General features: G+C 69.4%; 18 protein-coding genes. 16 read left to right on the plus strand and 2 right to left on the minus strand.

What is annotated here, in order from left to right; all coding sequences use genetic code 11:
• The first annotated feature begins 3 nt into the window (after positions 1 to 3).
• The 15 genes from AB4Y74_RS06630 to AB4Y74_RS06700 all read left to right on the plus strand — a co-directional run bounded on the left by AB4Y74_RS06630 (position 4) and on the right by AB4Y74_RS06700 (position 20379).
• Complete coding sequence (locus AB4Y74_RS06630; RefSeq protein WP_441798324.1) at positions 4 to 1719, plus strand: protein kinase domain-containing protein; 1716 nt, start codon at positions 4 to 6, stop codon at positions 1717 to 1719.
• 8 nt (positions 1720 to 1727) lie between these two features.
• The gene (locus AB4Y74_RS06635; protein WP_441800402.1) at positions 1728 to 2465 is read left to right on the plus strand and encodes a hypothetical protein; all 738 of its coding nucleotides are present in this window, start codon (positions 1728 to 1730) and stop codon (positions 2463 to 2465) included.
• A 109-nt stretch (positions 2466 to 2574) separates the two neighbouring features.
• Entirely contained in the window at positions 2575 to 7851 is a 5277-nt protein-coding gene (locus AB4Y74_RS06640; protein WP_441798325.1) for an Ig-like domain-containing protein, read from the plus strand.
• An 18-nt stretch (positions 7852 to 7869) separates the two neighbouring features.
• The gene (locus AB4Y74_RS06645; protein WP_441800403.1) at positions 7870 to 8832 is read left to right on the plus strand and encodes an AAA family ATPase; all 963 of its coding nucleotides are present in this window, start codon (positions 7870 to 7872) and stop codon (positions 8830 to 8832) included.
• A gap of 64 nt (positions 8833 to 8896) precedes the next feature.
• Positions 8897 to 10213 carry a DUF58 domain-containing protein gene (locus AB4Y74_RS06650; RefSeq protein ID WP_441798326.1) on the plus strand — a complete coding sequence of 439 codons (1317 nt, stop codon included), beginning with the start codon at positions 8897 to 8899 and terminating at the stop codon, positions 10211 to 10213.
• 50 nt (positions 10214 to 10263) lie between these two features.
• Entirely contained in the window at positions 10264 to 12558 is a 2295-nt protein-coding gene (locus AB4Y74_RS06655; protein WP_441798327.1) for a transglutaminase-like domain-containing protein, read from the plus strand.
• A 21-nt stretch (positions 12559 to 12579) separates the two neighbouring features.
• Positions 12580 to 13074 carry an FHA domain-containing protein gene (locus AB4Y74_RS06660; RefSeq protein ID WP_441798328.1) on the plus strand — a complete coding sequence of 165 codons (495 nt, stop codon included), beginning with the start codon at positions 12580 to 12582 and terminating at the stop codon, positions 13072 to 13074.
• Positions 13075 to 13225: 151 nt separating this feature from the next.
• Entirely contained in the window at positions 13226 to 14740 is a 1515-nt protein-coding gene (leuC, locus tag AB4Y74_RS06665) for a 3-isopropylmalate dehydratase large subunit (RefSeq protein WP_441798329.1), read from the plus strand.
• The gene (gene leuD / locus AB4Y74_RS06670) at positions 14740 to 15339 is read left to right on the plus strand and encodes a 3-isopropylmalate dehydratase small subunit (protein ID WP_441798330.1); all 600 of its coding nucleotides are present in this window, start codon (positions 14740 to 14742) and stop codon (positions 15337 to 15339) included. Before leuC ends, leuD begins: the two co-directional genes overlap by 1 nt.
• Positions 15336 to 16703, plus strand: coding sequence for a UDP-N-acetylglucosamine 1-carboxyvinyltransferase (murA, locus tag AB4Y74_RS06675; RefSeq protein ID WP_441798331.1), 1368 nt, complete (start codon positions 15336 to 15338; stop codon positions 16701 to 16703). Before leuD ends, murA begins: the two co-directional genes overlap by 4 nt.
• Positions 16704 to 16763: 60 nt before the next feature.
• Positions 16764 to 17000 (plus strand): type II toxin-antitoxin system Phd/YefM family antitoxin, encoded by a 237-nt coding sequence (locus AB4Y74_RS06680; RefSeq protein WP_441798332.1) that lies wholly within the window; start codon positions 16764 to 16766, stop codon positions 16998 to 17000.
• Positions 17000 to 17404: a type II toxin-antitoxin system VapC family toxin gene (locus tag AB4Y74_RS06685; RefSeq protein WP_441798333.1), complete on the plus strand. Its 405-nt coding sequence runs from the start codon at positions 17000 to 17002 to the stop codon at positions 17402 to 17404. The genes AB4Y74_RS06680 and AB4Y74_RS06685 overlap by 1 nt, the downstream gene beginning before the upstream one ends.
• 87 nt (positions 17405 to 17491) lie before the next feature.
• Positions 17492 to 18247 carry a lysophospholipid acyltransferase family protein gene (locus AB4Y74_RS06690; RefSeq protein ID WP_441800404.1) on the plus strand — a complete coding sequence of 252 codons (756 nt, stop codon included), beginning with the start codon at positions 17492 to 17494 and terminating at the stop codon, positions 18245 to 18247.
• Positions 18240 to 19370, plus strand: a complete 1131-nt coding sequence (locus AB4Y74_RS06695) for an NAD(P)H-dependent glycerol-3-phosphate dehydrogenase (protein ID WP_441798334.1) — start codon at positions 18240 to 18242, stop codon at positions 19368 to 19370. Before AB4Y74_RS06690 ends, AB4Y74_RS06695 begins: the two co-directional genes overlap by 8 nt.
• Positions 19282 to 20379 (plus strand): D-alanine--D-alanine ligase family protein, encoded by a 1098-nt coding sequence (locus AB4Y74_RS06700; protein ID WP_441798335.1) that lies wholly within the window; start codon positions 19282 to 19284, stop codon positions 20377 to 20379. Before AB4Y74_RS06695 ends, AB4Y74_RS06700 begins: the two co-directional genes overlap by 89 nt.
• Before the next feature lie 6 nt (positions 20380 to 20385).
• Here AB4Y74_RS06700 and AB4Y74_RS06705 read toward each other — a convergent pair whose 3' ends face one another.
• On the minus strand, positions 20386 to 20883 hold the full coding sequence (locus AB4Y74_RS06705) for a DUF3515 family protein (RefSeq protein WP_441798336.1): 498 nt from the start codon (positions 20881 to 20883) through the stop codon (positions 20386 to 20388).
• A 25-nt stretch (positions 20884 to 20908) separates the two neighbouring features.
• On the opposite strand from AB4Y74_RS06705, the gene thiL reads away from it, so the two are divergent.
• Positions 20909 to 21910 (plus strand): thiamine-phosphate kinase, encoded by a 1002-nt coding sequence (gene thiL / locus AB4Y74_RS06710; RefSeq protein ID WP_441798337.1) that lies wholly within the window; start codon positions 20909 to 20911, stop codon positions 21908 to 21910.
• On the opposite strand, the gene AB4Y74_RS06715 is transcribed toward thiL, so the two are convergent.
• Positions 21907 to 22491: an RsmD family RNA methyltransferase gene (locus AB4Y74_RS06715; protein ID WP_441798338.1), complete on the minus strand. Its 585-nt coding sequence runs from the start codon at positions 22489 to 22491 to the stop codon at positions 21907 to 21909. The two genes, thiL and AB4Y74_RS06715, sit on opposite strands and share 4 nt — an antisense overlap.
• Between the last annotated feature and the right edge of the window lie 4 nt (positions 22492 to 22495).

Consider the following 22495-nt stretch of genomic DNA (forward strand, 5'->3'; position numbering starts at 1 on the left):
CGCATGGCGTCGCAGCCGCCCGAGCTCGACGGCTTCCACTTCATCCGTCTGCTCGGGTCCGGGGGCTTCTCCGACGTCTTCCTTTACGAGCAGGAGCTGCCCAAGCGCAGCGTCGCGGTGAAGGTCCTCCTGACCGACGGCGTGGACGAGACTGCTCGCGCCCGCTTCGTCGCCGAGGCCAACGTGATGGCGCGGCTGTCGGCGCACCCGTACATCGTGACCATCTTCCACGCGGGCGTCGCCGGCGACGACCGGCCGTACCTGGTGATGGAGTACTGCTCGGGGCCGTCGCTGGCGGACCGCCTGAAGCGGGAACGGATCGGGGTGGAGGATGCCCTGCGTACCGGTGTCCGGCTCTCCAGCGCCGTCGCGACCGCGCACGCCGCCGGCATCCTGCACCGCGATATCAAACCGGCGAACGTCCTGACCAACGCTCTCGGCTGGCCCGCGCTCACCGACTTCGGCATCGCCTCGGCGCTCGAGGAGCTCCCCGTCCACACGACGACGCTGTCCGAGCTGCGACGGGAGCCGTCGGACACCGCGACCTCCGGCAGCCGCAGCGTCGGGCTCAGCGTGCCGTGGTCGCCGCCGGAGATGTTCACGGACGATCCGGACCCGGATGTGCGTAGCGACATCTTCTCGCTGGCCGCGACCGTGCACACCCTGCTCGCCGGTCGGACGCCGTTCGAGGTCCCGGGCCGGTCGAACGGCACCCTCGACTTGATGGGACGCATCGAGCGCGGGATGATCACTCCTCTGGACCGCACCGACGTGCCCACGTCGCTGACGGCGTCGCTGCGGCGCGGGATGGCGACCAGGCGGGAGGATCGGTACGGCTCGGCCGTCGACTTCGCCCGGGCGCTCCAGCGCGTCGAACTCGAGCTCGGTCTGGCCCCGACGAGCATCGACGTCCCCAATCTCAGCCTGGGTGACATGCGCCCGGCGCCGGGAGGCAGTGGGAGCGCCGACGAGACGCGCGCGCGTTCGGTCGCGACCATCCAGGCGCAGCGGGCAGCTCCGGTGCGGGAGGCGTCACCTGCCCCGGATCGGACCGAGCAACCCTCGACGCCGACGCCGACGCCGACGCCGACGCCGACGACGGAAGCCGAGCCGGCGGCCACCCTCGTGCGCGGAGTGGTGCCGATCTCACCCGATGCTCCTGCGAAGGACGCCGCCACTGCGGTGCCTGAGCACACGGTGGTCCGATCGCGACCGACCGCGGCGGCAACCGCCGAGCCTCCGACCTCGGAAAGCGGCACGGCCGACTCCGACAGCGCCGCCGACGTCGTCGCTCAACCCCGCGACCCACGCCGTCGCCTCCTCGCCTGGATCGGCGCAGGCGCCGCGGCCGTCATCGTGCTGGGCATCGCTGCGGCCGTGGTCGCGAACGTCATCGCCCCTTCTGCGGCGCCCACAACGCCAGGCCCGGGTTCGGGAGGCGACAGCTCCATCGCTGTGACCGTGGTGCCGCCGCCCGTGCTGGTCTCCGCCGTGCGCGCCCCGGACGGCGCCAGCGCGACCTTCGTCTGGAAGACGGAGGACGCGCAGAAGGGCGACCAGTTCACCTGGGTGCAGGAGGGGACCACGAACGGGCCGTCCGTGACCGCCGACCCTCGCGCGACCGTCACCGGTCTCGCCCCGGGCGTCCCCGTCTGCATCGACATCGCCACGGTCCGAGCGGGCCGCACTTCGCAGCAGCTGAAAGCGTGCTCGTCGTGACGGCCGCCGTGAAGAAGCTGACCGTCGAGTACTGCGGCGAGCTGTACAGCGTCGACCCCGGCGCCGAGTTCGGCATCGGACGCGAGGCCGACCTGTCCATCGACGACAACCCGTACCTCCACCGCCGCTTCCTGACGGTCGGACACGACTTCGGGATGTGGTGGCTGAACAACGTCGGAACCCTCCTCACCGCGACCGTGACGGATGCCACCGGCACCATGCAGGCGTGGCTCGCCCCGGGTGCGAAGCTGCCGATCGTTTTCCAGACCATGCACGTCATGTTCAGTGCGGGCGCGACGACCTACGATTTCACCATCTCCAGCGACGAGGACTACTTCAACACCGCGGTCCAGGTGGACTCCTCGGGCGGCTCGACGACGGTGCTCCCGGTCACTCTGACGACCAGTCAGCGACAGCTCATCGTTGCTCTGGCCGAGGGCGTCCTGACGCAGACGGTGCCGGGCCGGGGAACCATCCCGAGCTCTGCCGAGGCGGCCGAGCGTCTGGGGTGGAGCATGACCACGTTCAACCGCAAACTCGACAACGTCTGCGACAAGCTCGACAAGCTGGGGGTTGCCGGGCTGCGCGGGGGCCGCGGGAAGCTGGCGACCAACCGGCGCGCGCGTCTCGTCGAGTACGCGGTGACCACCCGGCTCGTCGGGGTCGAGGATCTGCCCCTCCTAGAGGGGACCCCCGCGCACCTTGACCAGCCCGTTCCTCCGCGGGAGGGTGGGGCGGACGACTGACGCGCGCATGCGTGGCCCGGCGGGGATGGGGAGTCCTCCCCATTCCGGACGCGTGAGGGGGTCGTGTTAGCGTGGACGCGGTTTTCCAGCCCGGGGGATAGCAGGCATCTTGGTTTCGTTCAGCACGTGGTTCCGTGAGCGCAAGACGCTCGCTGCGATCACTGCACTCGCCGTCGTCGCGGGCGTCCCGCTCACCATCGCGGTGCTGCACAAGGGTTTCCCGGTGAACGCCGTCGAGCTCGATACCCGCGATGTCTGGGTCACCAACGGGGAGAAGCTCCTCGGCGGCCGCCTCAACCACCAGATCGACGAGCTCGATGCGGCGGTCACGGGCGCGAGTGCCGACCTGGACGTGCTCCAGGATGGCCAGGCCTACTTCCTGACGGACCTCCCGCACGGCACGGTGGACCGCATCGACCCGGCGTTCGTGTCGCTCGGGGGCCGCATCCAGATCCCGGAGCACTCGCAGGTCGGTTACGGCGGCAACACGCTCTCCGTGCTCGCGCCGAACGGGTCCCTGTGGGTGCTGGATGCGTCCGGGCGCCTCGACTTCGACCGCGCGAAGACGAAACCGGCCGCGAAGGTCGGGTCGGGTGCGAAGCTCGCGGTCGCCAAATCCGGCAAGACGTTCGTGGTCGCCCCGCGGGGTAAGCACCTGGTGACGGTCGACCAGCCCGGCGCGAAACCGCAGACGCGCGACTTCGCCGTCCCCGGAGCGTTCCAGCTGACGGCCGTCGGCGACCAGCCCGTCGTTCTCGACACGCAGCGCAACCGCGTCATCGCCGGGGGAGGCACGACGGTCGATCTGCCCGCGAAGGGCCTCAAGCTGCAACAGCCCGGGCAGGACGGGAGCGCCGCACTGGTCGCCACCGCCAACAGTCTGCTCAGCGTCCCGCTCGGCGGTGGAACGGTTGTGGCGAGTCCCGCCGGCGCCACGGCGAAGGGCGGCCCGGACGCGGTCTCGGCCCCTGTACGGCTCGGGAACTGCTCCTACGGCGCCTGGTCGGGCTCCGCTCGCTACCTCTACGCGTGCGACGGAAAGAAGCCGGTAGCCCTCGACATCGACCAACCGGTGCAGGGGGACGACCTCGAGTTCCGCGTGAACCACGACGTCATCGCGCTCAACAACCTCCGCGACGGCAATGCGTGGGTGGTCTCGTCGAACATGCGACTGGTGCAGAACTGGGCGCAGCTGAAGCCGAACGACACGACCGTGCAAGGCGAGACCGGCGAGGAGAAGCCGGTCGTCCAATCGTTCGCGGACACGCTCGCCGAGCGGACCGGGGTCAATCGTCCTCCGATCGCCGTGAACGACGCCTACGGCGTGCGTCCCGGCCGGTCCACGGTCCTGCACGTTCTCGCGAACGACACCGACCCGGACGGCGACGTGCTGACCGTCTCCGACGTCTCCGCCATCCCGACGGATCAGGGGGTGCTGCAGCTCGTCGAGGGCGGTCGCGCGATCCAGTTCACGCCCAACGAGGGTCTGAGCGGCACGATCTCGTTCCGCTACTCGGTCGACGACGGCCGCGGCGGAACGGCATCGGCGCAAGTGGATGCGACCCTCAAGCAGCCGGCGGAGAATACGGCGCCCGCCTCCGCACGATCGAGCACGGCGCAGACCGAGGTCGGGCAGTCCGTCACCTACAACATCCTGAACGACTGGAACGACCCGGACGGCGACGACATCAGCCTCGTCGCGGCCACGGCGACCACCGAAGACGACGTACGGTTCAAGCCGAACGGCGACGTGACGTTCACCAGCAAGACCGGGCAGGCGGGCTCGAAGGAGGTGCGGGTGACCGTGTCGGACGGTCGCGCCTCCACGACGGGCAGCCTGATCGTCACGGTCAAGCCCGCCGGCACGCTGGACCCGGTCGCTGTGACCGACTTCGGCGACGGTTTCACCGGGCGTCCGGTGGTGCTGCATCCACTCGACAACGACCAGTCGCCGTCCGGAGAGCCGCTCACCCTGGTGGGCGCCAACCTCGACGGCTCCGGAGCTCAGGTCACGGCCGACGCGACCAAGGGCACGGTCACCCTCAAGAGCAACTCGCCGGGGCAGTACTACCTCGTCTACACCCTCGGGGCGGGGCCGAAGACCACGACCGGACTGGCCCGGGTCGACATCGCGGCGCAGGGCGCGAGCGAGGCCCCGCCGATCGCCGTGACCGACAGGGCGTACGTGCGCCCCGGCGAGCCGACCTCGGTCGCCGTGCTCGACAACGACGTGTCGCCGTCCGGTCGTGTGCTCGCGGTCCGGTCGGTCACGGTCGGCAAGGGTGCGGAAGACCTGAACGTCGAGGTGCTCGACAATGCGGTCGTGAAGGTCACCGCTCCGACGGTGCTGACCCAGCAGGTGCAGCTGATCTACGTCGTCTCCGACGGCGTGAGCGAGGCGACCGCGGGGATCACGGTGGTCCCGGTCCCTCCGCTCGTTCAGCATCAGCCGCCGGTCGCCGTCGACGATCAGGTGCCCGTCCGCGCCGGCGACGTGGCGACCGTCCCGGTCATGGACAACGACTACTCGCCGGACAACGCTCCGTTCACCCTCGACGCGCAGCTGCGGGATGCGGCGGGCGCCGGCCAGGGGGCGACCGCTTTCGTGAGCGGCGAGACCGTGCGGTATCAGGCGCCGAGCACTCCCGGGCAGTACAACGTGGTGTACGGGATCACCGACAAGTATGGGCAGAAGGCGCAGGCGACCCTCACCTTCGTGGTGGGTGCTCCGGAGAAAGCATCCGACCGGGCTCCTCAACCCCAGCCGCTGACGGTTCGCGCGTTCGCCGGCTCCTCCGTTCCCGTCGACGTGCCGCTCGACGGGATCGACCCCGACGGCGACTCCGTCACCCTGTCCGGGCTGGCCAGCCAGCCGACCCTCGGCCGGATCTCCGACTCCACCAGCCGGTCCTTCACGTACGAGGCCTACCCGGACTCCGCGGGGACCGACACGTTCACCTACCAGGTGAAGGACACCTACGGGAAGGTGGCGACCGGAACGGTCTCGATCGCCGTCATCCCGCGCCCCGACCAAGTGCGGCCTCCCATCGCCGTCAACGACCCCGTACAGGTGAAGCCCGGCCGCACCATCGCCGTCCCGGTGCTCGACAACGACTCGGATCCGAACGGATACGCCATCGGGTTGCAGAAGAAGCTGCTGCAGGTCGATGAAGGTCTGAAAGCGTCGGTGCACGGCAAGATCGTGCTCGTCACGGCCCCGAAGGACGACGGATCCTTCGTCGTGCGCTACCAGATCACCAACGGGCAGGGCGGGGTCGCCAGCGCGTTCATCCAGGTCACCGTGACCCCGAATGCCAAGGATGTGCCGCCCACTGCCATCGACCACATCCTCGAACCGGAGGAGGTCGCGAACAAGACCAGCGTGAAGGTGAACGCCCTCGCCGGCGCCACCAACCCGTCCGGTCTCGTCGACGACCTGAAGGTGGAGGTCACCGGGCCCAACGCCTCGGCGGCCGAGGTCGCCCAGGACGGCACCCTGACGGTGCGGCCGGGCGAGCAGCGGATCGCCGTCGCGTACACGCTCACCGACACGGTGACGGGGCTGAAGGGCACGGCTTTCGTGGTCGTGCCGCCCCAGGGCGACGCGACTGCTCCGCCGCGCATCCGGGACGGCCTGCCGCAGCAGATCGTGCAGGCCGACGGCTCGAAGAGCTGGAAGCTTTCCGACATCGTCACCGTCCCGTCCGGGCGGGGCTACAAGCTGACCGGCGCCTCAGGCGTGAGCGCGACCAACAGCTCGGGAGCGTCGTCGTACGGCGACGAGCAGACCCTCACCTTCACGGCCGCGAAGGGCTACCGCGGTCCGGCCGCCATCACGTTCAAGCTGAACGACGGGCGAGAAGCCGGGCAGGGCTCCGACCGCGTCACCACGCTCGTGCTCCCGATCACGGTCGGCGAGCCGGACCAGTCCGACGTCGCACCCACGTTCACTTCCCCCAGCGAGAAGATCGAACCGGGGGAGGCGCCGCTCTCCGTCGACCTCCGGGCGTCGAGCTTCCACCCGAACCCTGAGATCCTGAACAAGCTGACGTACGCAGGCGGCACATCCTCCAACCCGGCGATCCAGTCGTCGCTGAGCGGATCGACCCTCACCCTCTCCGCCCCGCTGGGCGCACAGGCGGGGCAGACCGCCAGCATTCCGGTGACCATCAGCTCCGGCACCCATACGATCTCCGGAACGGTGTCCGTGCAGGTCGTCAGCTCGAGCCGTCCGGTGGCCGCGCAGAAGAACCCGCCGCAGACCGAGGAGGTTCAGCGCGGCGCCACGGCCACGCTGAACGGCGCATCGAGCGATGCCCAGTGGGTCAACCCGTTCCCGGGCCAGCCGCTGACGATCACGGACGCGACGGCACAGAGCGCGCCGGCGGGTGTGACTGTGACCCACACCGGCTCGTCCATCAGCGTCAGTGCCGCCTCCGGAGCCGCCATCGGTGCGGTCAACATCGTGTACCACGTCGAGGACGCCACGAAGGATCCCAAGCGCACCGCGTCGGCCATCGGGCAGCTGCGGGTGACGGTCCACGACCGGCCGTCGAAGCCGAGCGCACCGTCGAACCCGCGCGCGAGCGACGGGCAGGTGACCGTCGCGATCAAGGCGCCCGCCAACAATGGGAAGCCGATCACCCAGTACAAGGTCACCGGCGGCGGCAAGACCGTCACGCCGACCGACGTCGGCGATGTGACCATCAGCGGGCTCACCAACGGCAAGGCCTACTCGTTCACGGTGAGCGCCTACAACGCCGACGGGTGGTCCGACGTCTCGGCTGGCAGCGACCCGGTGACGCCGTACGGCACTCCGGCGAAGGTCGCCAACGCGCGCATCACGAGCAGCGGGAACGCCCCGAGCGATCTGACGATGAGCTGGAACGCCCTCTCCGACCCGAGCGGGACGGGCGGCGGCACGGCGACCTACTACTACCGGCTCAACAACGGGGGCTGGCAGAGTACGACCGCAACGAGCGTGAAGGTCAACAAGAAGCCGGCCGGCAGCTACTCGTTCGATGTCTACGCCGAGAATCCCGGCGGCAAGAAGGGCACTCCGGTGTCGTCCAACACCGTGCAGGTGCAGGACCCGCCGCCGCCGTCGCCATCGATCGACCTGTCCAAGGGTGACCTGAAGCCGGGATTCGTCCACAGCTATACCTACGACGTCACTCTCCACGACTTCGCCAAGAACAAGGCGTTCAGCATGCAGGTGCACTGCAATGGAGGAACGTTGTCGACCCGATCGATCTCGACCGATGGCAACGGCTACGGCCACTATCACGGCAACGCGGGCAGCGACATCGAGCCGTGGTGCGGCTACCCGGGCGCGTACGTGGTCGTGAACGGGGTGCAGAGCAGTGTCCAAGACTGGTCCAAGTAAGGAGAAGCAGCAGTGACAGTGACCCAGGAGCAGGCGGATTGGTTCGCCGGAGCGTTCACACAGTTGGTGTCGAACGTCGACAAGGCGATCCTCGGCAAGGAGCACAGCATCCGCCTGGTGATCACGGCGATGCTCTCGGGCGGGCACGTGCTCCTGGAGGATGTCCCGGGCACCGGCAAGACAGTGCTCGCGAAGGCATTGGCGAACACCGTCGAGGGCACGCAGTCGCGCATCCAGTTCACACCCGACCTGCTGCCGTCCGACGTGACCGGCGTCACCATCTACGACCAGTCGACCGGCCGGTTCGAGTTCCACCCGGGACCGATCTTCGCGTCCGTCGTGCTGGCTGACGAGATCAACCGTGCCAGCCCCAAGACGCAGTCCGCCCTGCTGGAGGTCATGGAGGAAGGGGTGGTCACGGTCGACGGCGTCGGACATCCGGTGGGCTCACCTTTCGTCGTCATCGCGACCCAGAACCCGGTCGAGCAGGCGGGCACCTACTCGCTGCCCGAGGCGCAGCTCGACCGCTTCCTGATCAAGACGTCGCTCGGCTACCCGGATCACGCGACGACCGTCGACCTGTTGCTCGACTCGTCCAACCGCTCCCGAGCCTCGGCGGTGCGCCCCATCATCGCCGGTGATTCCGTCTCGACGCTGGCGCAGCTCGCCTCCGAAGTGCACACCGACGCCAGCGTCATGGGGTACCTCAGCGAGATCGTCACGGCGACCCGCGACGACAAAGATGCTGCTCTCGGCGTCAGCATTCGCGGCGCCCTCGCGCTCGCCCGCGCGGCGAAGACCTGGGCCATCTCGGTCGGGCGCACCTACGTCACACCGGACGACATCCGCGATCTCGCACTGCCGGTGCTCGCGCACCGCGTGATCGTCGACCCGGAGTCGGAGTTCGCGGGCGTCACCGCGGCCGACATCGTCGAGCGAGCGGTGGCTTCGGCCACCCCGCCGGCGTACCGGGCCGCGTGACCTTCGTAACGACCCACTCCTGACCTCTCCTGACCTCTTCCGACCCGACGGGATCCGACCTCTCATGACCACCGACAGCCCCGGCCGTGCTCGGCGCCGCCGCGTGTCCGCGGGCGACCAGGCGCGCATCGCGGCAGGTCAGGTCGGAGCGACGATCAGGCGGCTGCTCGGTGCGGCCGGTGGCCGAGTCGCGCCGTGGGCGCGCGCCGTCGCCGACCGGGTGGGTCCGATGTTCGGCGTCGTCAGCACGCTCGGGTGGATCGTTCTCGCTTCGGCCGCCGTCTCGGTGGTGCTCGCGGTCTGGCTCGGCTGGGCGGAGTTCGTCTTCATCGCGGCGACCCTGCTCGCTGCTCTGCTCATCGCGACGGCGTTCGTCTTCGGGCGCTCGACGTACCGTGTGGGCATCGAGCTCAACCCGCGGCGGGTGGTCGCAGGTGACCGCGCGCTCGGCCGGCTCAGCGTCGCCAACAACGGCAGCCGGCCGGTACTGCCGACGAGGATGGAACTACCGGTGGGCGAAGGCCAGGCCGACTTCACCATCCCGCGGCTGACGCCCGGCGCCGAGACGGAGGAGCTGTTCGCCGTGCCGACGGCTCGGCGGGCACTCATCCTGGCCGGCCCCGCGCTGTCGGTGCGCGGAGACCAGCTCGGGCTGCTCCGGCGGACCAACCAGTGGACCGACCGCATCGAGCTGTTCGTGCATCCTAAGACGGTCCGTCTGGCCGCGACCGCGCGAGGTCTGGTGCGCGATCTCGAAGGGCAGACGACGAAGGTCATCACGGACAGCGACCTGGCGTTCCACGCGTTGCGCACCTACGAGCCGGGCGACGACATCCGCAACGTGCACTGGCGTACCTCCGCCCGCACCGGTCAGCTCATGGTGCGGCAGTACCAGGAGACGCGCCGGTCGCAGCTGCTGCTCGCCTTCGACGGCGAACGGTCGCACTTCGCGTCCGACGAGGAGTTCGAGCTCGGCGTCTCGGTGTTGACGTCCATCGGCTGTCAGGTGATCCGTGAAGAGACCGAGATCAATGCCCTCTGGCAGGGCGGTGCCATGCGAGTCGGCTCTCCCACGGCGCTGCTCGACGACTCGTGCCGCATCCAGCCGGTCGAGGGGGCGCACCCCACACTGCGTGAGTTCCTCCGGCAGGCGACCCTGCGGCTCCCGGCCCCGAGTCTCGCGGTGACCGTCGTCGGATCCCAGGTGGAGGCCGTCGAATTGCGCGGTGCGTCGGCCTTGTGGGGCAGTGACACCGAGACGATCGTGATCCGCGTCGATGAGGGCGGCGAACCGCGGCTCACCCGTCTGGGGCGCTCCATGCTGATCACCGTGTCCGCGCTGCCGGAGCTTCCGGCCCTGCTGAAGCGAGCGGGTCGATGACCGCGGCAGCCGGCGGGACGAGGTCCCGCACCGCAGACGCATCGAGTCCGATGCTCGATCGCCTCTCGGCGACGACCTGGATCGACGTCGCCGTCCTGACCGGACTGAGCCTGCTCGCTGTCGTCGGTTTCGAGCCGGCCTTCGGGCATTACGCGTTCGCGCCCGCGGCCATCGGCGGAATCGTCGTCGGCGGGGGAGTCGCCCTGCTCGGACGGCTGTTCCGACTCGGCTGGCCGCTGACGGTCGTGCTCGCCCTGGCCGCGTATTTCCTCCTCGGGACGCCGCTGGCGTTGCCGGGGCAGGCACTGTTCGGTGTCCTCCCGACGCTCGACAGTCTCTCGGGCCTGGTGCTCGGCGCCGTCTTCGGATGGTCGGATGCGGTCACCCTGCAAGCGCCGCTTGAAGCGCCCCCCTACGTCGCGGTCGTACCCTACGTCGCCGGATGGCTGGTCGCGCTCGTCTCCGTCACGCTGGCCGTGCGCTGGCTGCCGCGCGTGCGCCGTCCCTCCGTCGGACGCGCGGCGGTCCTGCTCTCGGGCCCCGCGCTGCTGCTGCTGGCGGCGATCCTGCTCGGGACGCGGGACCCGTTCTTCGCGGGGGTTCGCGGGGTGCTCTTCGCGGGAGTGGCCCTGGTCTGGCTGTCGTGGCGACGCGCCCGCTTCGCCCGCGATGGCGTGGAGACCGACTCCGCCGTCCGGCGAAGCCGACTGCTCGGCGGGGCCGCAGTGGTGCTCGGGGCTGTCGTCGTCGGAGCGCTGGCCGGCACCCTGCTCGCGCCTCCTGCGGCCTCGCGTTATGTCGTCCGCGACGAGATCACTCCACCCTTCGACCCGCTCGACTATCCGAGCCCGCTCGCGGGCTTCCGCAAGTACACGAAAGACCTCCAGAAGACGAAACTCTTCACCGTCACGGGCCTTAAGCAGGGGCAGACCATCCGCCTCGCGACGATGGACAGCTACGACGGCGTGGTGTGGTCGGTGGCGTCGCCCGGCAGCAGCACAGACGCGTCCGGTGCGTTCGAGCTCCTCGGCAGCACCATCCCTCGGCCGCCGCTGTTCACGGCCGGAGCATCATCGACGGCGTCCATCGCCGTCCTCGGGTACTCCGACGTGTGGCTGCCGACCCTGGGTTACACGAACCGGCTCACGTTCGACGAGCACACCGGGGAGGATCCCGCAGCAGGCGTGCGCGTGAACACGGCGACCGGCACGGCCGCCGTGACCAGCGGGGTGCACGATGGCCTCGCCTACACCGTCGGCGCCACCGCGCAGAAGGTGCCGAACGACCGCGCCCTGGCGAAGGTCCCGCCCGCGAAGCTCGCCCTACCGGCTGTCACGAACGTTCCGGACGTGGTCTCGGCCAAGGCCGAGGAGTACGCCGGCTCGGCCGATACCGCGATTCAGAAGCTGCGCAACATCGAGCGCTCGCTCAAGTCCCTCGGCTTCCTCAGCCACGGCCGCGCGTCGGACCCTGTGCCTTCCCGCGCCGGTGAGGGTGCCGACCGGATGACCGATCTGCTCTCGAAATCGCCGATGGTCGGCGACCAGGAGCAGTATGCGAGCGCTTTCGCTTTGATGGCTCGCCGGCTGGGGTACCCGACCCGGGTGGTGATGGGGTTCGCCCCGAAGGTCGCCGGGAGCACGACCACGGTCACAGGCGACGACGTGACGGCCTGGGACGAGGTCGCCTTCGACGGCGTCGGCTGGGTGCCGTTCTTCCCGACGCCGACGAAGACCGACGCCCCCAAGAACCAGACCACCAAGCCCAAGCTGGAGCCGCAGCCCCAGGTGCGACAGCCCCCGCCCAACGATCCGCGCGCTGAAGACCTGCTCACCCCGGTCAAGACGAAGGACAACGATCCGAAGGACAAAGCCAAGGGGTTCGTGTTCCCGGTATGGGCCTGGGTCGTCCTCGGGGTGGTCGGGATCCCACTCCTGGCATACTTCGTCCCGCTCCTCGTCATCGCAGCGCTCAAGAAGCGCCGGCGAAAACGGCGACAGGGCGACGGACCTCCCGACAGACGCGCCGCGGGCGCGTGGGACGAACTGACCGACGGGTACGCCGAACTCGGGCTCACCGTCCCGGAGCGAGCGACCCGGCTGCAGGCGGCCGCCGCGCTGGAGGAGCAGTCCGCCGCGCAGAGCCTGCCCGTCCCGGACGGCGGTCTGGGTGACCTGGCGCGTCACGTCGATGCCGCCGTCTTCGACGGCTCGGTGGTGGAGCAGGACCGCATCGACCGCGCCTGGACCACGGCAGACGAAGCCCTCGCGAACGCGACGAAGGCCGCAGGGCCGCTCCGCGCCCGCCTCGCAGCCTTCCGGTACCGCCGCCCTCGACGCGCCTGACGGCATCCGTATAGTGGGCCCATGGACGACAGCGGGTTCATCGTGCCTCCGCCCGGTCTCATCCCGTCGCGCCCGCAGCACGGGTCGCCGGACGACGGAGGAGCGCCGGCCGACCGGAGTTCGGCGCCGGTCCGTCCGCTTCCGACCTTCACCCCACCGCCCGGACCAGGAGCGCCCGCCGTGCCGGCGCGACCCGTCTGGAGGCTGCACCTGCCCGGAGATCGCAGCATCCCGGTCACCGGCACCCTGCTCGTGGGCCGCAATCCGTCGCACTCCGCGTACTCCGATGCGCCGGATGCCGACCTCATCGCCCTCGACGACCCGACCTCGACCGTCTCCAAGACCCACGCCGCACTCGCCGTCGATCGTGGCGACGGCCTCACCGTCACCGACCTGCACTCGACCAACGGCGTCATCGTCGGCGGCGTCCGAGCCGAGCCCGGCACGCCGATTCCGGTCGCGGACGGAGCCGAGGTGCTGCTCGGTGACCTGCGCGTCCGCGTCGAGCGCTCCTGACCCGGCCCGCGAGCCATCGAGTGATAACCTGTCACTCGTGAACGCGGGTCTTCTTCTCCTTAGCCGCCGCGGCGAGTCCTAGTCATCAGGCCATCCTCGCCGCGGAGTCCGTCGACGGCTGATCGGTTCACACGCTAGGAGTTCGCACGACATGAGCATCCCCACATCCGCTTCAGAATCCGCGGGGCCCACCGCTGGGCCGCTGACGCTGGCCGAGAAGGTCTGGAACGACCACCTGGTCAAGAAGGGTGAGGACGGCACGCCGGACCTCATCTACATCGACCTGCACCTCGTCCACGAGGTGACCAGCCCGCAGGCCTTCGATGGTCTCCGGATGGCAGGGCGTCCGGTCCGCCGGCCCGACCTCACCATCGCGACCGAAGACCACAACACGCCGACGATCGGCATCGACAAGCCGATCGCGGATCTGACGAGCCGCACCCAGATCGAGACCCTGCGCCGCAACGCCGAGGAGTTCGGCGTCCGGCTGCACTCGCTCGGAGACGTCGAGCAGGGCATCGTGCACGTCGTCGGGCCGCAGCTCGGCCTCACCATGCCGGGGATCACCGTGGTCTGCGGCGATTCGCACACCTCCACGCACGGCGCATTCGGTGCGATGGCGTTCGGCATCGGCACCAGCGAGGTCGAGCACGTGCTCGCCACGCAGACGCTGCCGCTCAAGCCGTTCAAGACCATGGCGATCACCGTCGAGGGCGAGCTGCGCCCCGGCGTGACCGCGAAAGACATCATCCTCGCCGTCATCGCGAGGATCGGCACCGGCGGCGGGCAGGGCTACGTCCTCGAATACCGCGGCAGCGCCATCCGCTCACTCTCCATGGAGGGCCGGATGACCATCTGCAACATGTCGATCGAAGCGGGCGCCCGAGCGGGCATGGTCGCCCCGGACGAGACCACCTTCGCGTATCTGAAGGGCCGTCCGCACGCGCCGGAGGGCGCCGACTGGGATGACGCCGTCGCCTACTGGAAGACCCTGCAGACCGACTCCGACGCCGTCTTCGACGCCGAGGTGTACTTCGACGCCGATGAGATCGAGCCGTTCGTGACCTGGGGCACCAACCCGGGCCAGGGCGTCTCGCTCAGCCAGCCCGTGCCGGACCCGGCCAACATCGCCGACCAGAACGCCCGTGCCGCAGCCGAACGCGCGCTGGAGTACATGGACCTGCAGCCGGGAACGCCGATGAAGAGCATTCCGGTGGATGCGGTCTTCATGGGCTCGTGCACCAACAGCCGCATCGAAGACCTCCGCGCCTTCGCGTCCATCATCAAGGGCCACAAGAAGGCCGACGGCGTCCGCGTGATGGTCGTCCCCGGAAGCGCCCGCGTGCGAATCGAAGCCGAGGCCGAAGGCATCGACAAGATCGTCGAGGAGTTCGGGGCCGAGTGGAGATTCGCGGGCTGCTCCATGTGTCTCGGCATGAACCCGGACCAGCTGGCACCGGGGGAGCGCTGCGCCTCCACCTCCAACCGCAACTTCGAGGGACGCCAGGGCAAGGGCGGCCGCACGCACCTCGTCTCGCCTCTGGTGGCGGCCGCGACCGCGATTCGCGGCACGCTGTCCAGTCCGTGGGACCTCGAGAACGAAGGCGACGACACGCCGCGGGATGGCGGCACGGATATCGCCCGAGGCGAGAAGGTGGGCGCCTGATGGACAAGTTCGAGACCGTCACCGGTACGGCCGTTCCCTTCCGGCGCTCCGACGTCGACACCGACCAGATCATCCCGGCGGTGTTCCTCAAGCGCGTCACGAAGACGGGCTTCGACGACGCGCTCTTCCACGAGTGGCGGAAGGACCCCGATTTCATCCTGAACCGCCCCGAGTACCAGGGCGCCACGGTGCTCGTGGCCGGGCCCGACTTCGGCACGGGTTCGTCTCGCGAACATGCTGTCTGGGCGCTCCGCGACTTCGGTTTCCGGGTGGTGCTCAGCCCCCGTTTCGCCGACATCTTCCGCGGCAACGCGGGCAAGCAGGGCCTGCTCACCGGCATCATCTCCGAGGAGGACGCCGAGCGGCTCTGGGAGGCCATCGAAGCGCAGCCGGGAATAGCGGCGACGGTGGATCTGGTTGCCAAGACTGCGACCGTCGGTGAAGTCCAGGTGTCTTTCGACATCGACGACTACACTCGCTGGCGTTTGCTCGAAGGGCTGGACGATATCGCCTTGACCCTGCGCGATGAGGCGCTCATCTCCGAATACGAATCGGGCCGCGCGAGCTGGCGGCCCACGACACTCCCGGTGAAACTTTGAACTCACTTCTTCAGGACGCCCAGGCAGCTGGAGCACGCGTCGGCCTCAAGGGCGACCGCATCACGATCAACGGCGGCATCCCCCTGCAGGGCCGCATCGAGGTCCGCGGCGCCAAGAACTTCGTCACTAAGGCGATGGTCGCCGCCATTCTCGGCGAAGGGCCGAGCGTTCTGAGGAACGTCCCCGACATCTCCGACGTCCGCGTGGTGCGCGGCCTCCTCGAGGTGCACGGCGTGAAGGTCACCGACGGCACCGCCGGCGAGCTTCTGCTCGACCCGAGCGCGGTCGAAACGGCGCACATGGCCGACATCGACGCGCACGCCGGCTCCAGTCGCATCCCGATCCTCTTCTGTGGCCCCCTGCTGCACCGGCTGGGCGAGGCGTTCATCCCCGACCTCGGCGGCTGCCGCATCGGCGACCGGCCGATCGACTACCACCTCGAGGTGCTCCGCCAGTTCGGCGCGGTCGTCGACAAGCTGCCCAGCGGCATCCGGATGACGGCCCCGAACGGCCTGCACGGCGCCAAGCTCGACCTGCCGTACCCGAGCGTCGGCGCCACGGAGCAGGTGCTGCTCACCGCGGTCCGCGCCGAGGGCATCACCGAGCTGAAGAACGCCGCCATCGAGCCCGAGATCATGGATCTCATCAACGTCCTGCAGAAGATGGGCGCGATCATCTCGGTCGACACCGACCGCGTGATCCGCATCGAAGGTGTCGACTCGCTCGAGGGCTACAGCCACACCGCCCTCTTCGACCGCAACGAGGCCGCCAGCTGGGCCGCTGCGGCTCTCGCGACCGGCGGTGACATCTACGTGGGTGGCGCGCGCCAGCCGGAGATGCTCACCTTCCTCAACGTCTTCCGCAAGGTCGGCGGCGCGTTCGAGATCCACGACGACGGCATCCGCTTCTACCACCCGGGTGGCGAATTGAAGCCCGTGGTCATCGAGACCGACGTGCACCCGGGGTTCATGACCGACTGGCAGCAGCCGCTCGTGATCGCGCTCGCGAAGGCGAACGGTGTCTCCATCGTTCACGAGACGGTGTACGAGCAGCGCTTCGGTTTCGTCGACGCGCTCATCGACATGGGTGCCAAGATCCAGGTCCACAAGGAGTGCCTCGGCGGTCACGCCTGCCGTTTCGGCCAGCGCAACTTCAACCACTCCGCGGTCATCATGGGCCCGGTGGAGCTGAAGGGCGCCGATATCGAGGTCCCCGACCTCCGCGGCGGCTTCAGCCACCTCATCGCGGCGCTCACCGCTGAGGGGCGCTCCACCGTGAGCAATGTCGGCATCATCAGCCGTGGCTACGAGAACTTCATCACCAAGCTGCAGCTGCTCGGTGCCGACTTCACGATGGAGGGTTGATCCCCAGCCGGGGACTTATCCACAGATCCTCCCGTGTCTCACCCGTGATACATTCTCCTCATGGAGACTGTCAGCGTGAGAGACCTACGCAACCACGGCGGTGACATCCTCGACAGGGTGGCCCGCGGAGAACACCTAACTATCACGCGTGACGGGGCGGCAGTGGCGGAGTTATCGCCTCTGCCTGCTCCGGGGCGAGCGCTGTCCGTGCTCATCGCCGAGCGACGCGCCATTCTGGTCGTCGACCCGCTCTCCCTCCGGTCCGACATCGACGAGATCGTGGACCAGCAGTGGTGATGCGGCCGGGCCTGCTCGATACGTCGACGCTGATCCTGCTGGGGCGGGTGACAGACCCTTCGGACCTTCCGGACATTCCCTCGATCAGCGCCGTGACGCTCGCGGAGCTGTCGGTCGGACCGCTGGTGGCGAAGAGCCCGGAGGAGCGCGCCGCGCGCCAGGCGCATCTGCAGCTCGCCGAGGCCGACTTCGACCCGATCCCGTTCGACTCGGCGGCGGCTCGGGCGTTCGCGCGCGTCGCCCAGTCGCTGCGCGACGCCGGGCGAAAGCCGACCGCGCGGGCTTTCGATGCGCTCATCGCTGCCACCGCCATCTCACGCGGTTTGCCTTTGCACACTTGCAATCCCGCCGATTTCGAGGGCATCCCGCACCTCGACCTCCGTCCGGTGGAGGTGAGCGTGTGATCGCCGATGGTCGGCGTGCATGCTCCGAGTGCGATGCCCGTCGCTGATAATGGGATGGTGCCCCAACGTGATTCGTCCGTGACCCCTGTGCCGCCGAAGAAGCAGCGCCCGGAGAAGAGCCGTCCGTCGGTCTTCTGGGTGCTCGCGGGGATCGTGGTGCCGATCGGCAGCCTGCTGGCCCGCTTCCGTGTCGTCGACGGCGACAAGCTCCCCAAGACCGGCGCCTATGTGCTGACACCGAACCACTACAGCGAGATCGACCCCGTGATGGTGGGCATGGTCACCTGGAGGCTCGGTCGTCTGCCCCGGTACCTGGCGAAGGAGAGCCTGTTCCGGGTGCCGGTCCTCGGCTGGTTCATGCGCAAGTCGGGCCAGGTGCCGGTTTCCCGCGGCGGCAGCACCCGCGGTGCCGCACCCTTGCAAGAGGCACGGAAGATCGTCGACGAGGGCCGCATCGTCATCGTCTACCCGGAGGGTTCGCTCACCCGGGACCCCGACATGTGGCCGATGCGCGGCAAGACGGGCGCAGCGCGCATGGCGTTGGAGTACGACCTCCCCGTCATCCCGATGGCGCACTGGGGCACTCAGCAGGTCATGGCACGGTACGGCAAGAAGATCAGCTGGTTCCCGCGGAAGACGATCGATGTCAAGGTCGGCGACCCGGTCGACCTGTCGGCCTTCCGCGGCCGTCCGCTCGACGCCGCCACGCTCACCGAGGCGACGGCCGTCATCATGGATGCGATCACCGCGCTCCTGGAGGACCTCCGCGGCGAGAAGGCTCCGCAGAGCCGCTGGGATCCGTCGCAGCATGATCAGAAGGAGACCGGGCGCTTCGATGGCTAAGGCACCGAAAGCCCCAGCGGCCCGTCCCCGCCGGATCGCCGTGCTCGGCGCCGGCAGCTGGGGGACCACGTTCGCCAAGATCCTCGCCGACGGCGGCTCCGACGTCGTGCTGTGGGCTCGGCGTCCTGAACTCGCACGCGAGATCAACGAGGTCAAGCGCAACAGCGACTACCTGGAGGGGATCAACCTCCCGCGCAATCTGCGGGCCACGCCGCGACTCGGCGAGGCCATGCGCGATGCCGAGCAGGTCTTCGTCTCGATCCCCAGCCAGACGCTTCGCTCGAATCTTGAGGCGATGATCCCGCATCTCGGCCCGGAAACCGTCGTCGTGAGCCTGATGAAGGGCGTCGAGAAGGGCACCGGCTTGCGTATGAGCGAGGTGATCGCTCAGGGATTGCCGATCGAGCCAGAGCGCATCGCCGTCGCCTCCGGCCCGAACCTGGCCCTCGAGATCGCCCGCGAGCAGCCCACCGCCGCGGTCGTCTCCTCGGAGAGCCTGGAGACCGCTCAGGCGGTGGCGATCTCGGCGACTAACCGCTACTTCCGCAGTTTCGTGAACACCGACGTGATCGGAACGGAGTTCGGCGGCGTCCTCAAGAACCTGATCGCGGTGGCGATCGGCATCGTTGACGGCGTCGGCTACGGCGAGAACACGAAGGCGTCCATCATCACGCGGGGACTGGTCGAGATGACCGACTTCGCTGTCGCCTACGGCGCCAAGCCCGAGACGCTCTCCGGGCTGGCCGGGCTCGGCGACCTCATCGCGACCTGCGAGTCGTCGCTGAGTCGCAACAACACCGCCGGGCGACTGCTCGGCCAGGGCTACGGGTTCCACGACGTCGTGAAACAGATGAACCAGACGGCTGAGGGTCTCGCCTCGGTCGCGCCCATCCTGAGCCTCGCCGAGGCGCGCGGGGTGGACATGCCGATCGTCCGTCAGGTCAGCCAGGTGCTCGCCGGTACGCTCGATCCGAAAGACATCGCACCGCATCTCACGACGGATTCGGACGAGCCGCAAGGCGAAAGGACACTGGATGACGGACAAGGTCACGGTCGCGCTTCTCTTTGGGGGTCGCTCAAGCGAGCATTCGATCAGTTGCGCGACGGCGGCGGGCGTTCTTGAGGCGATCGACCGCGACCGCTATGACATCATCCCGATCGGGATCACCCACGAGGGCGCGTTCACGCTCCAACCGGACGATGCCGCGCTCTTCGCGCTGAACACCGAGAAGCTTCCGGAGGTCGAGGACAACGGCTCGCGCGTCCTGTGGCCGGACAGCATCGCGACACGCGAGCTGACCGTCGTGGACACGGACGGCGCACGCTCGTCCCTCGGCACCGTCGATATCGTCTTCCCGATCCTCCACGGGCCATGGGGCGAGGACGGCACCCTGCAGGGGATGCTCGAGCTGGTCGGCCTGCCGTACGTCGGCAGCGGCGTGCTGGCGAGCGCGCTCGGGATGGACAAGCACTTCACGAAGACCGTGCTGCAGCAGGCGGGTATCCCCGTCGCGCCGTGGCGGACGGTGACCGCCTTCGAGTGGAGCTCCGCTCCCGACGCCGTCCGGGAGGCCGCGCGCGACCTCGGCCTGCCCGCTTTCGTGAAGCCGGCGCGCGCCGGTTCCAGCGTCGGCGTGACGAAGATCACCGACTGGAGCGGGCTGGATGCGGCCATGGCGACCGCGCTGGCCGAAGACGACCGGGTGCTGATCGAATCGATGGTCACGGGCCGCGAAGTGGAGATCGCCGTGCTGGGCGGCCGTCCGGGGGAGTCCGCACGCGCATCGGTTGCGGGCGAGATCGTCCTCAGCGGTCGTGACTTCTACGACTTCGCCGCAAAGTATCTGGATGCTCCGGGCATCGACCTGGTCTGCCCGGCCGACCTGACGGACGCGCAACTCGCCGAGATGCGCGAGCTCGGCATCCGGGCGTTCGATGCGATCGGCGGGGAGGGCCTCGCGCGCGTGGACTTCTTCCTGACCGCCGACGGCTTCGTCGTCAACGAGATCAACACGATGCCGGGATTCACGCCCATTTCGATGTTCCCGCGCTGCTGGCAGGAGTCGGGGCTCAGCTACCCGGCGCTGATCGACGAGCTCATTCAGGTGGCCCTGGCGCGCGCCGCCGCCTGACGGGCGCTACGGGGAGGGCGTCGCCGACGGGTCGGTGTCGAGAGTCGAGAGGCACTTCTGCGTCTGCTTCACGGTGGACACCGCGCTCGCGAACTCGGGCAGCACCGAGGAGTCCGACACTCCCGCGACGTGGTCGATGATGACCTCGGTCGCGGGCGTCCGCCCGAAGGTCTGGTAGACGATGGTCTTGGCCGCCGGGTCCGTCATGAGCACCCAATCCACCCCGTTGACGTTCACGCACGGCTTCGTCGTCGCCCCGATCGGCGGAACCCCGCAGCGCAGGATCACCGCGGTCGGATCGCCCCAGGCGCCGGTCGCCTGGGCGTCGGTCTCGCGCTCGGCCTTGTCGGCGACCGTGTCCGGCAGGCGGACGCTGATCTCGGCGCAGCCGGGAGCGTTGCTGTCGGCGGCGGGGTCGAGCGACACAGTGGGCGCGCATCCGGCGAGGAGGAGCGCGGAGGCGCCGAGCAGGAGGCCTAAGAGGGTGCGGCGACGGGACTTCATCGGTTTCAGGCTACCGTTTCAGATCATGGGAAACTCTGGGAGCGACGGGTCCGGCCTCACCCTCGGGGAGGCGTCGGAGCGCGAGGCGTTGCGGCGCATCTTCCCGAGGCTTCCGCAGTCGTCCGCGACGCTGATCGGACCGGGGGACGACGCCGCCGTGCTGGCCGCGCCGGACGGACGTTTCGTCGTCACGACGGACATGATGGTGCACGGGCCCGATTTCCGGCTGGCGTGGTCCGGTCCCGTCGATCTGGGCTGGAAGGCCGCGGCCACGAACCTGTCCGATGTGGCCGCGATGGGCGCGGTGCCGAGGGCCCTCGTCGTCGCGATCGCGGCGCCCCCGGACACGACCGTCGCCTGGCTGGAGGGGGTGGCGGACGGCTTCCGTCTGGCGTGCGAGGAGCTGCAACCGGGCTGCGGCGTCGTCGGAGGCGACCTGTCCGTGTCGGGGACGCTCACCTTCGCGGTGACCGCATTCGGCGACCTTCAGGGCCGCGCCCCGGCCCTGCGCAGCGGTGCGAGGGCCGGGGATGTCGTCGCCGTCTCGGGCGCGTTGGGGGAGGCCGCTGAGGGCCTGCGACTGCTGTTCGCGGAGGCGGTGGACGCGTCGGGCGAGCCCGACCCCGCGCGGTTCGCCGCTGTCGCTGCCGCGCATCCCGGTCCGATCGCTGCGCAGCTGCGTCCGCGCCCACCCATCGCCGACGGTCCGCTCGCCGTGGTGGCAGGCGCGACGGCGATGCTGGACCTGAGCGACGGTCTCGCCCTCGACGCGCGCCGGGTCGCCGAGGCCAGCGGAGTGGCGATCGACCTGGACACCACGACCCTCGGTCCGAACGTGCGGACCGCGCTCACCGGCGGCGAGGATCACGGGCTGTTCGCCGCCTTCCCGCCCGATGTCGAGCTCCCGGGCGGCTTCCGCCGCGTCGGAGTGGTGCGCGACGGGGCGGGGCTGCTGGTCGACGGCGTCCCTTTCGACGAGCGCGGCGGCTGGGACCCGTATCTGGAGTGGGACGGCGCGCGCGGCTAGGCCGGCGTCAGCCAGAAGATCGCGGTCTCGCCGTAGTCCTTCCGGCGTTCGAGCGCGAGCCCGTCCGGGAGCGACGGCTCGGCCCCGCGCGCGCTGCGCTCGAGGCAGACGATCGCCTCATCGGAGAGCAGCGGAACGAGGGCGGTCAGCACCGCGTGCACGTCGGGGTCGCTCACGTCGTAGGGCGGGTCGATGAACACGACGTCGACGGGACCTGCGGCCCCGCTCAGGTAGGACGACACCGCTACGGCTCGCACCTCGATGCTGGGCAGCGGGCCGTCCGGGTGCCGGGCAGTCGAGCGCGCCGCCGATATCAGCGCGGCCGCGTTTCGGCGGCACACCTGCGCAGCCGCCGGGCTTCTCTCGACGAGTACCGCAGACGACGCCCCGCGGCTGACCGCCTCGAGCCCCAGCGCGCCCGAGCCGGCGTACAGGTCGAGTACCCGGGCGCCGTGAACGGCGCCGCGCGCATCCAGCGCCGAGAAGATCGCCTCGCGCACCCGGTCGCTCGTGGGGCGCGTCCCGCTCTTGGGCACCTGGAGGGTCAGCGAGCCGGCAAAACCGGCGACGATTCGGGTCATGGCT

Origin of the sequence: Leifsonia sp. RAF41 (assembly GCF_052114085.1) — a bacterium.
Classification (GTDB): domain Bacteria; phylum Actinomycetota; class Actinomycetes; order Actinomycetales; family Microbacteriaceae; genus Leifsonia.

What these genes read in the sequence shown, in the direction of transcription:
- AB4Y74_RS06630 (WP_441798324.1), top strand. Translation starts at nt 4, where the DNA reads ATGGCGTCGCAGCCGCCCGAGCTCGACGGCTTCCACTTCATCCGTCTG.
- AB4Y74_RS06650 (WP_441798326.1), top strand. Translation starts at nt 8,897, where the DNA reads ATGACCACCGACAGCCCCGGCCGTGCTCGGCGCCGCCGCGTGTCCGCG.
- AB4Y74_RS06655 (WP_441798327.1), top strand. Translation starts at nt 10,264, where the DNA reads ATGCTCGATCGCCTCTCGGCGACGACCTGGATCGACGTCGCCGTCCTG.
- AB4Y74_RS06660 (WP_441798328.1), top strand. Translation starts at nt 12,580, where the DNA reads ATGGACGACAGCGGGTTCATCGTGCCTCCGCCCGGTCTCATCCCGTCG.
- leuC (WP_441798329.1), top strand. Translation starts at nt 13,226, where the DNA reads ATGAGCATCCCCACATCCGCTTCAGAATCCGCGGGGCCCACCGCTGGG.
- leuD (WP_441798330.1), top strand. Translation starts at nt 14,740, where the DNA reads ATGGACAAGTTCGAGACCGTCACCGGTACGGCCGTTCCCTTCCGGCGC.
- AB4Y74_RS06680 (WP_441798332.1), top strand. Translation starts at nt 16,764, where the DNA reads ATGGAGACTGTCAGCGTGAGAGACCTACGCAACCACGGCGGTGACATC.
- AB4Y74_RS06685 (WP_441798333.1), top strand. Translation starts at nt 17,000, where the DNA reads ATGCGGCCGGGCCTGCTCGATACGTCGACGCTGATCCTGCTGGGGCGG.
- AB4Y74_RS06695 (WP_441798334.1), top strand. Translation starts at nt 18,240, where the DNA reads ATGGCTAAGGCACCGAAAGCCCCAGCGGCCCGTCCCCGCCGGATCGCC.
- AB4Y74_RS06700 (WP_441798335.1), top strand. Translation starts at nt 19,282, where the DNA reads ATGACGGACAAGGTCACGGTCGCGCTTCTCTTTGGGGGTCGCTCAAGC.
- AB4Y74_RS06705 (WP_441798336.1), bottom strand. Translation starts at nt 20,883, where the DNA reads ATGAAGTCCCGTCGCCGCACCCTCTTAGGCCTCCTGCTCGGCGCCTCC.
- thiL (WP_441798337.1), top strand. Translation starts at nt 20,909, where the DNA reads ATGGGAAACTCTGGGAGCGACGGGTCCGGCCTCACCCTCGGGGAGGCG.
- AB4Y74_RS06715 (WP_441798338.1), bottom strand. Translation starts at nt 22,491, where the DNA reads ATGACCCGAATCGTCGCCGGTTTTGCCGGCTCGCTGACCCTCCAGGTG.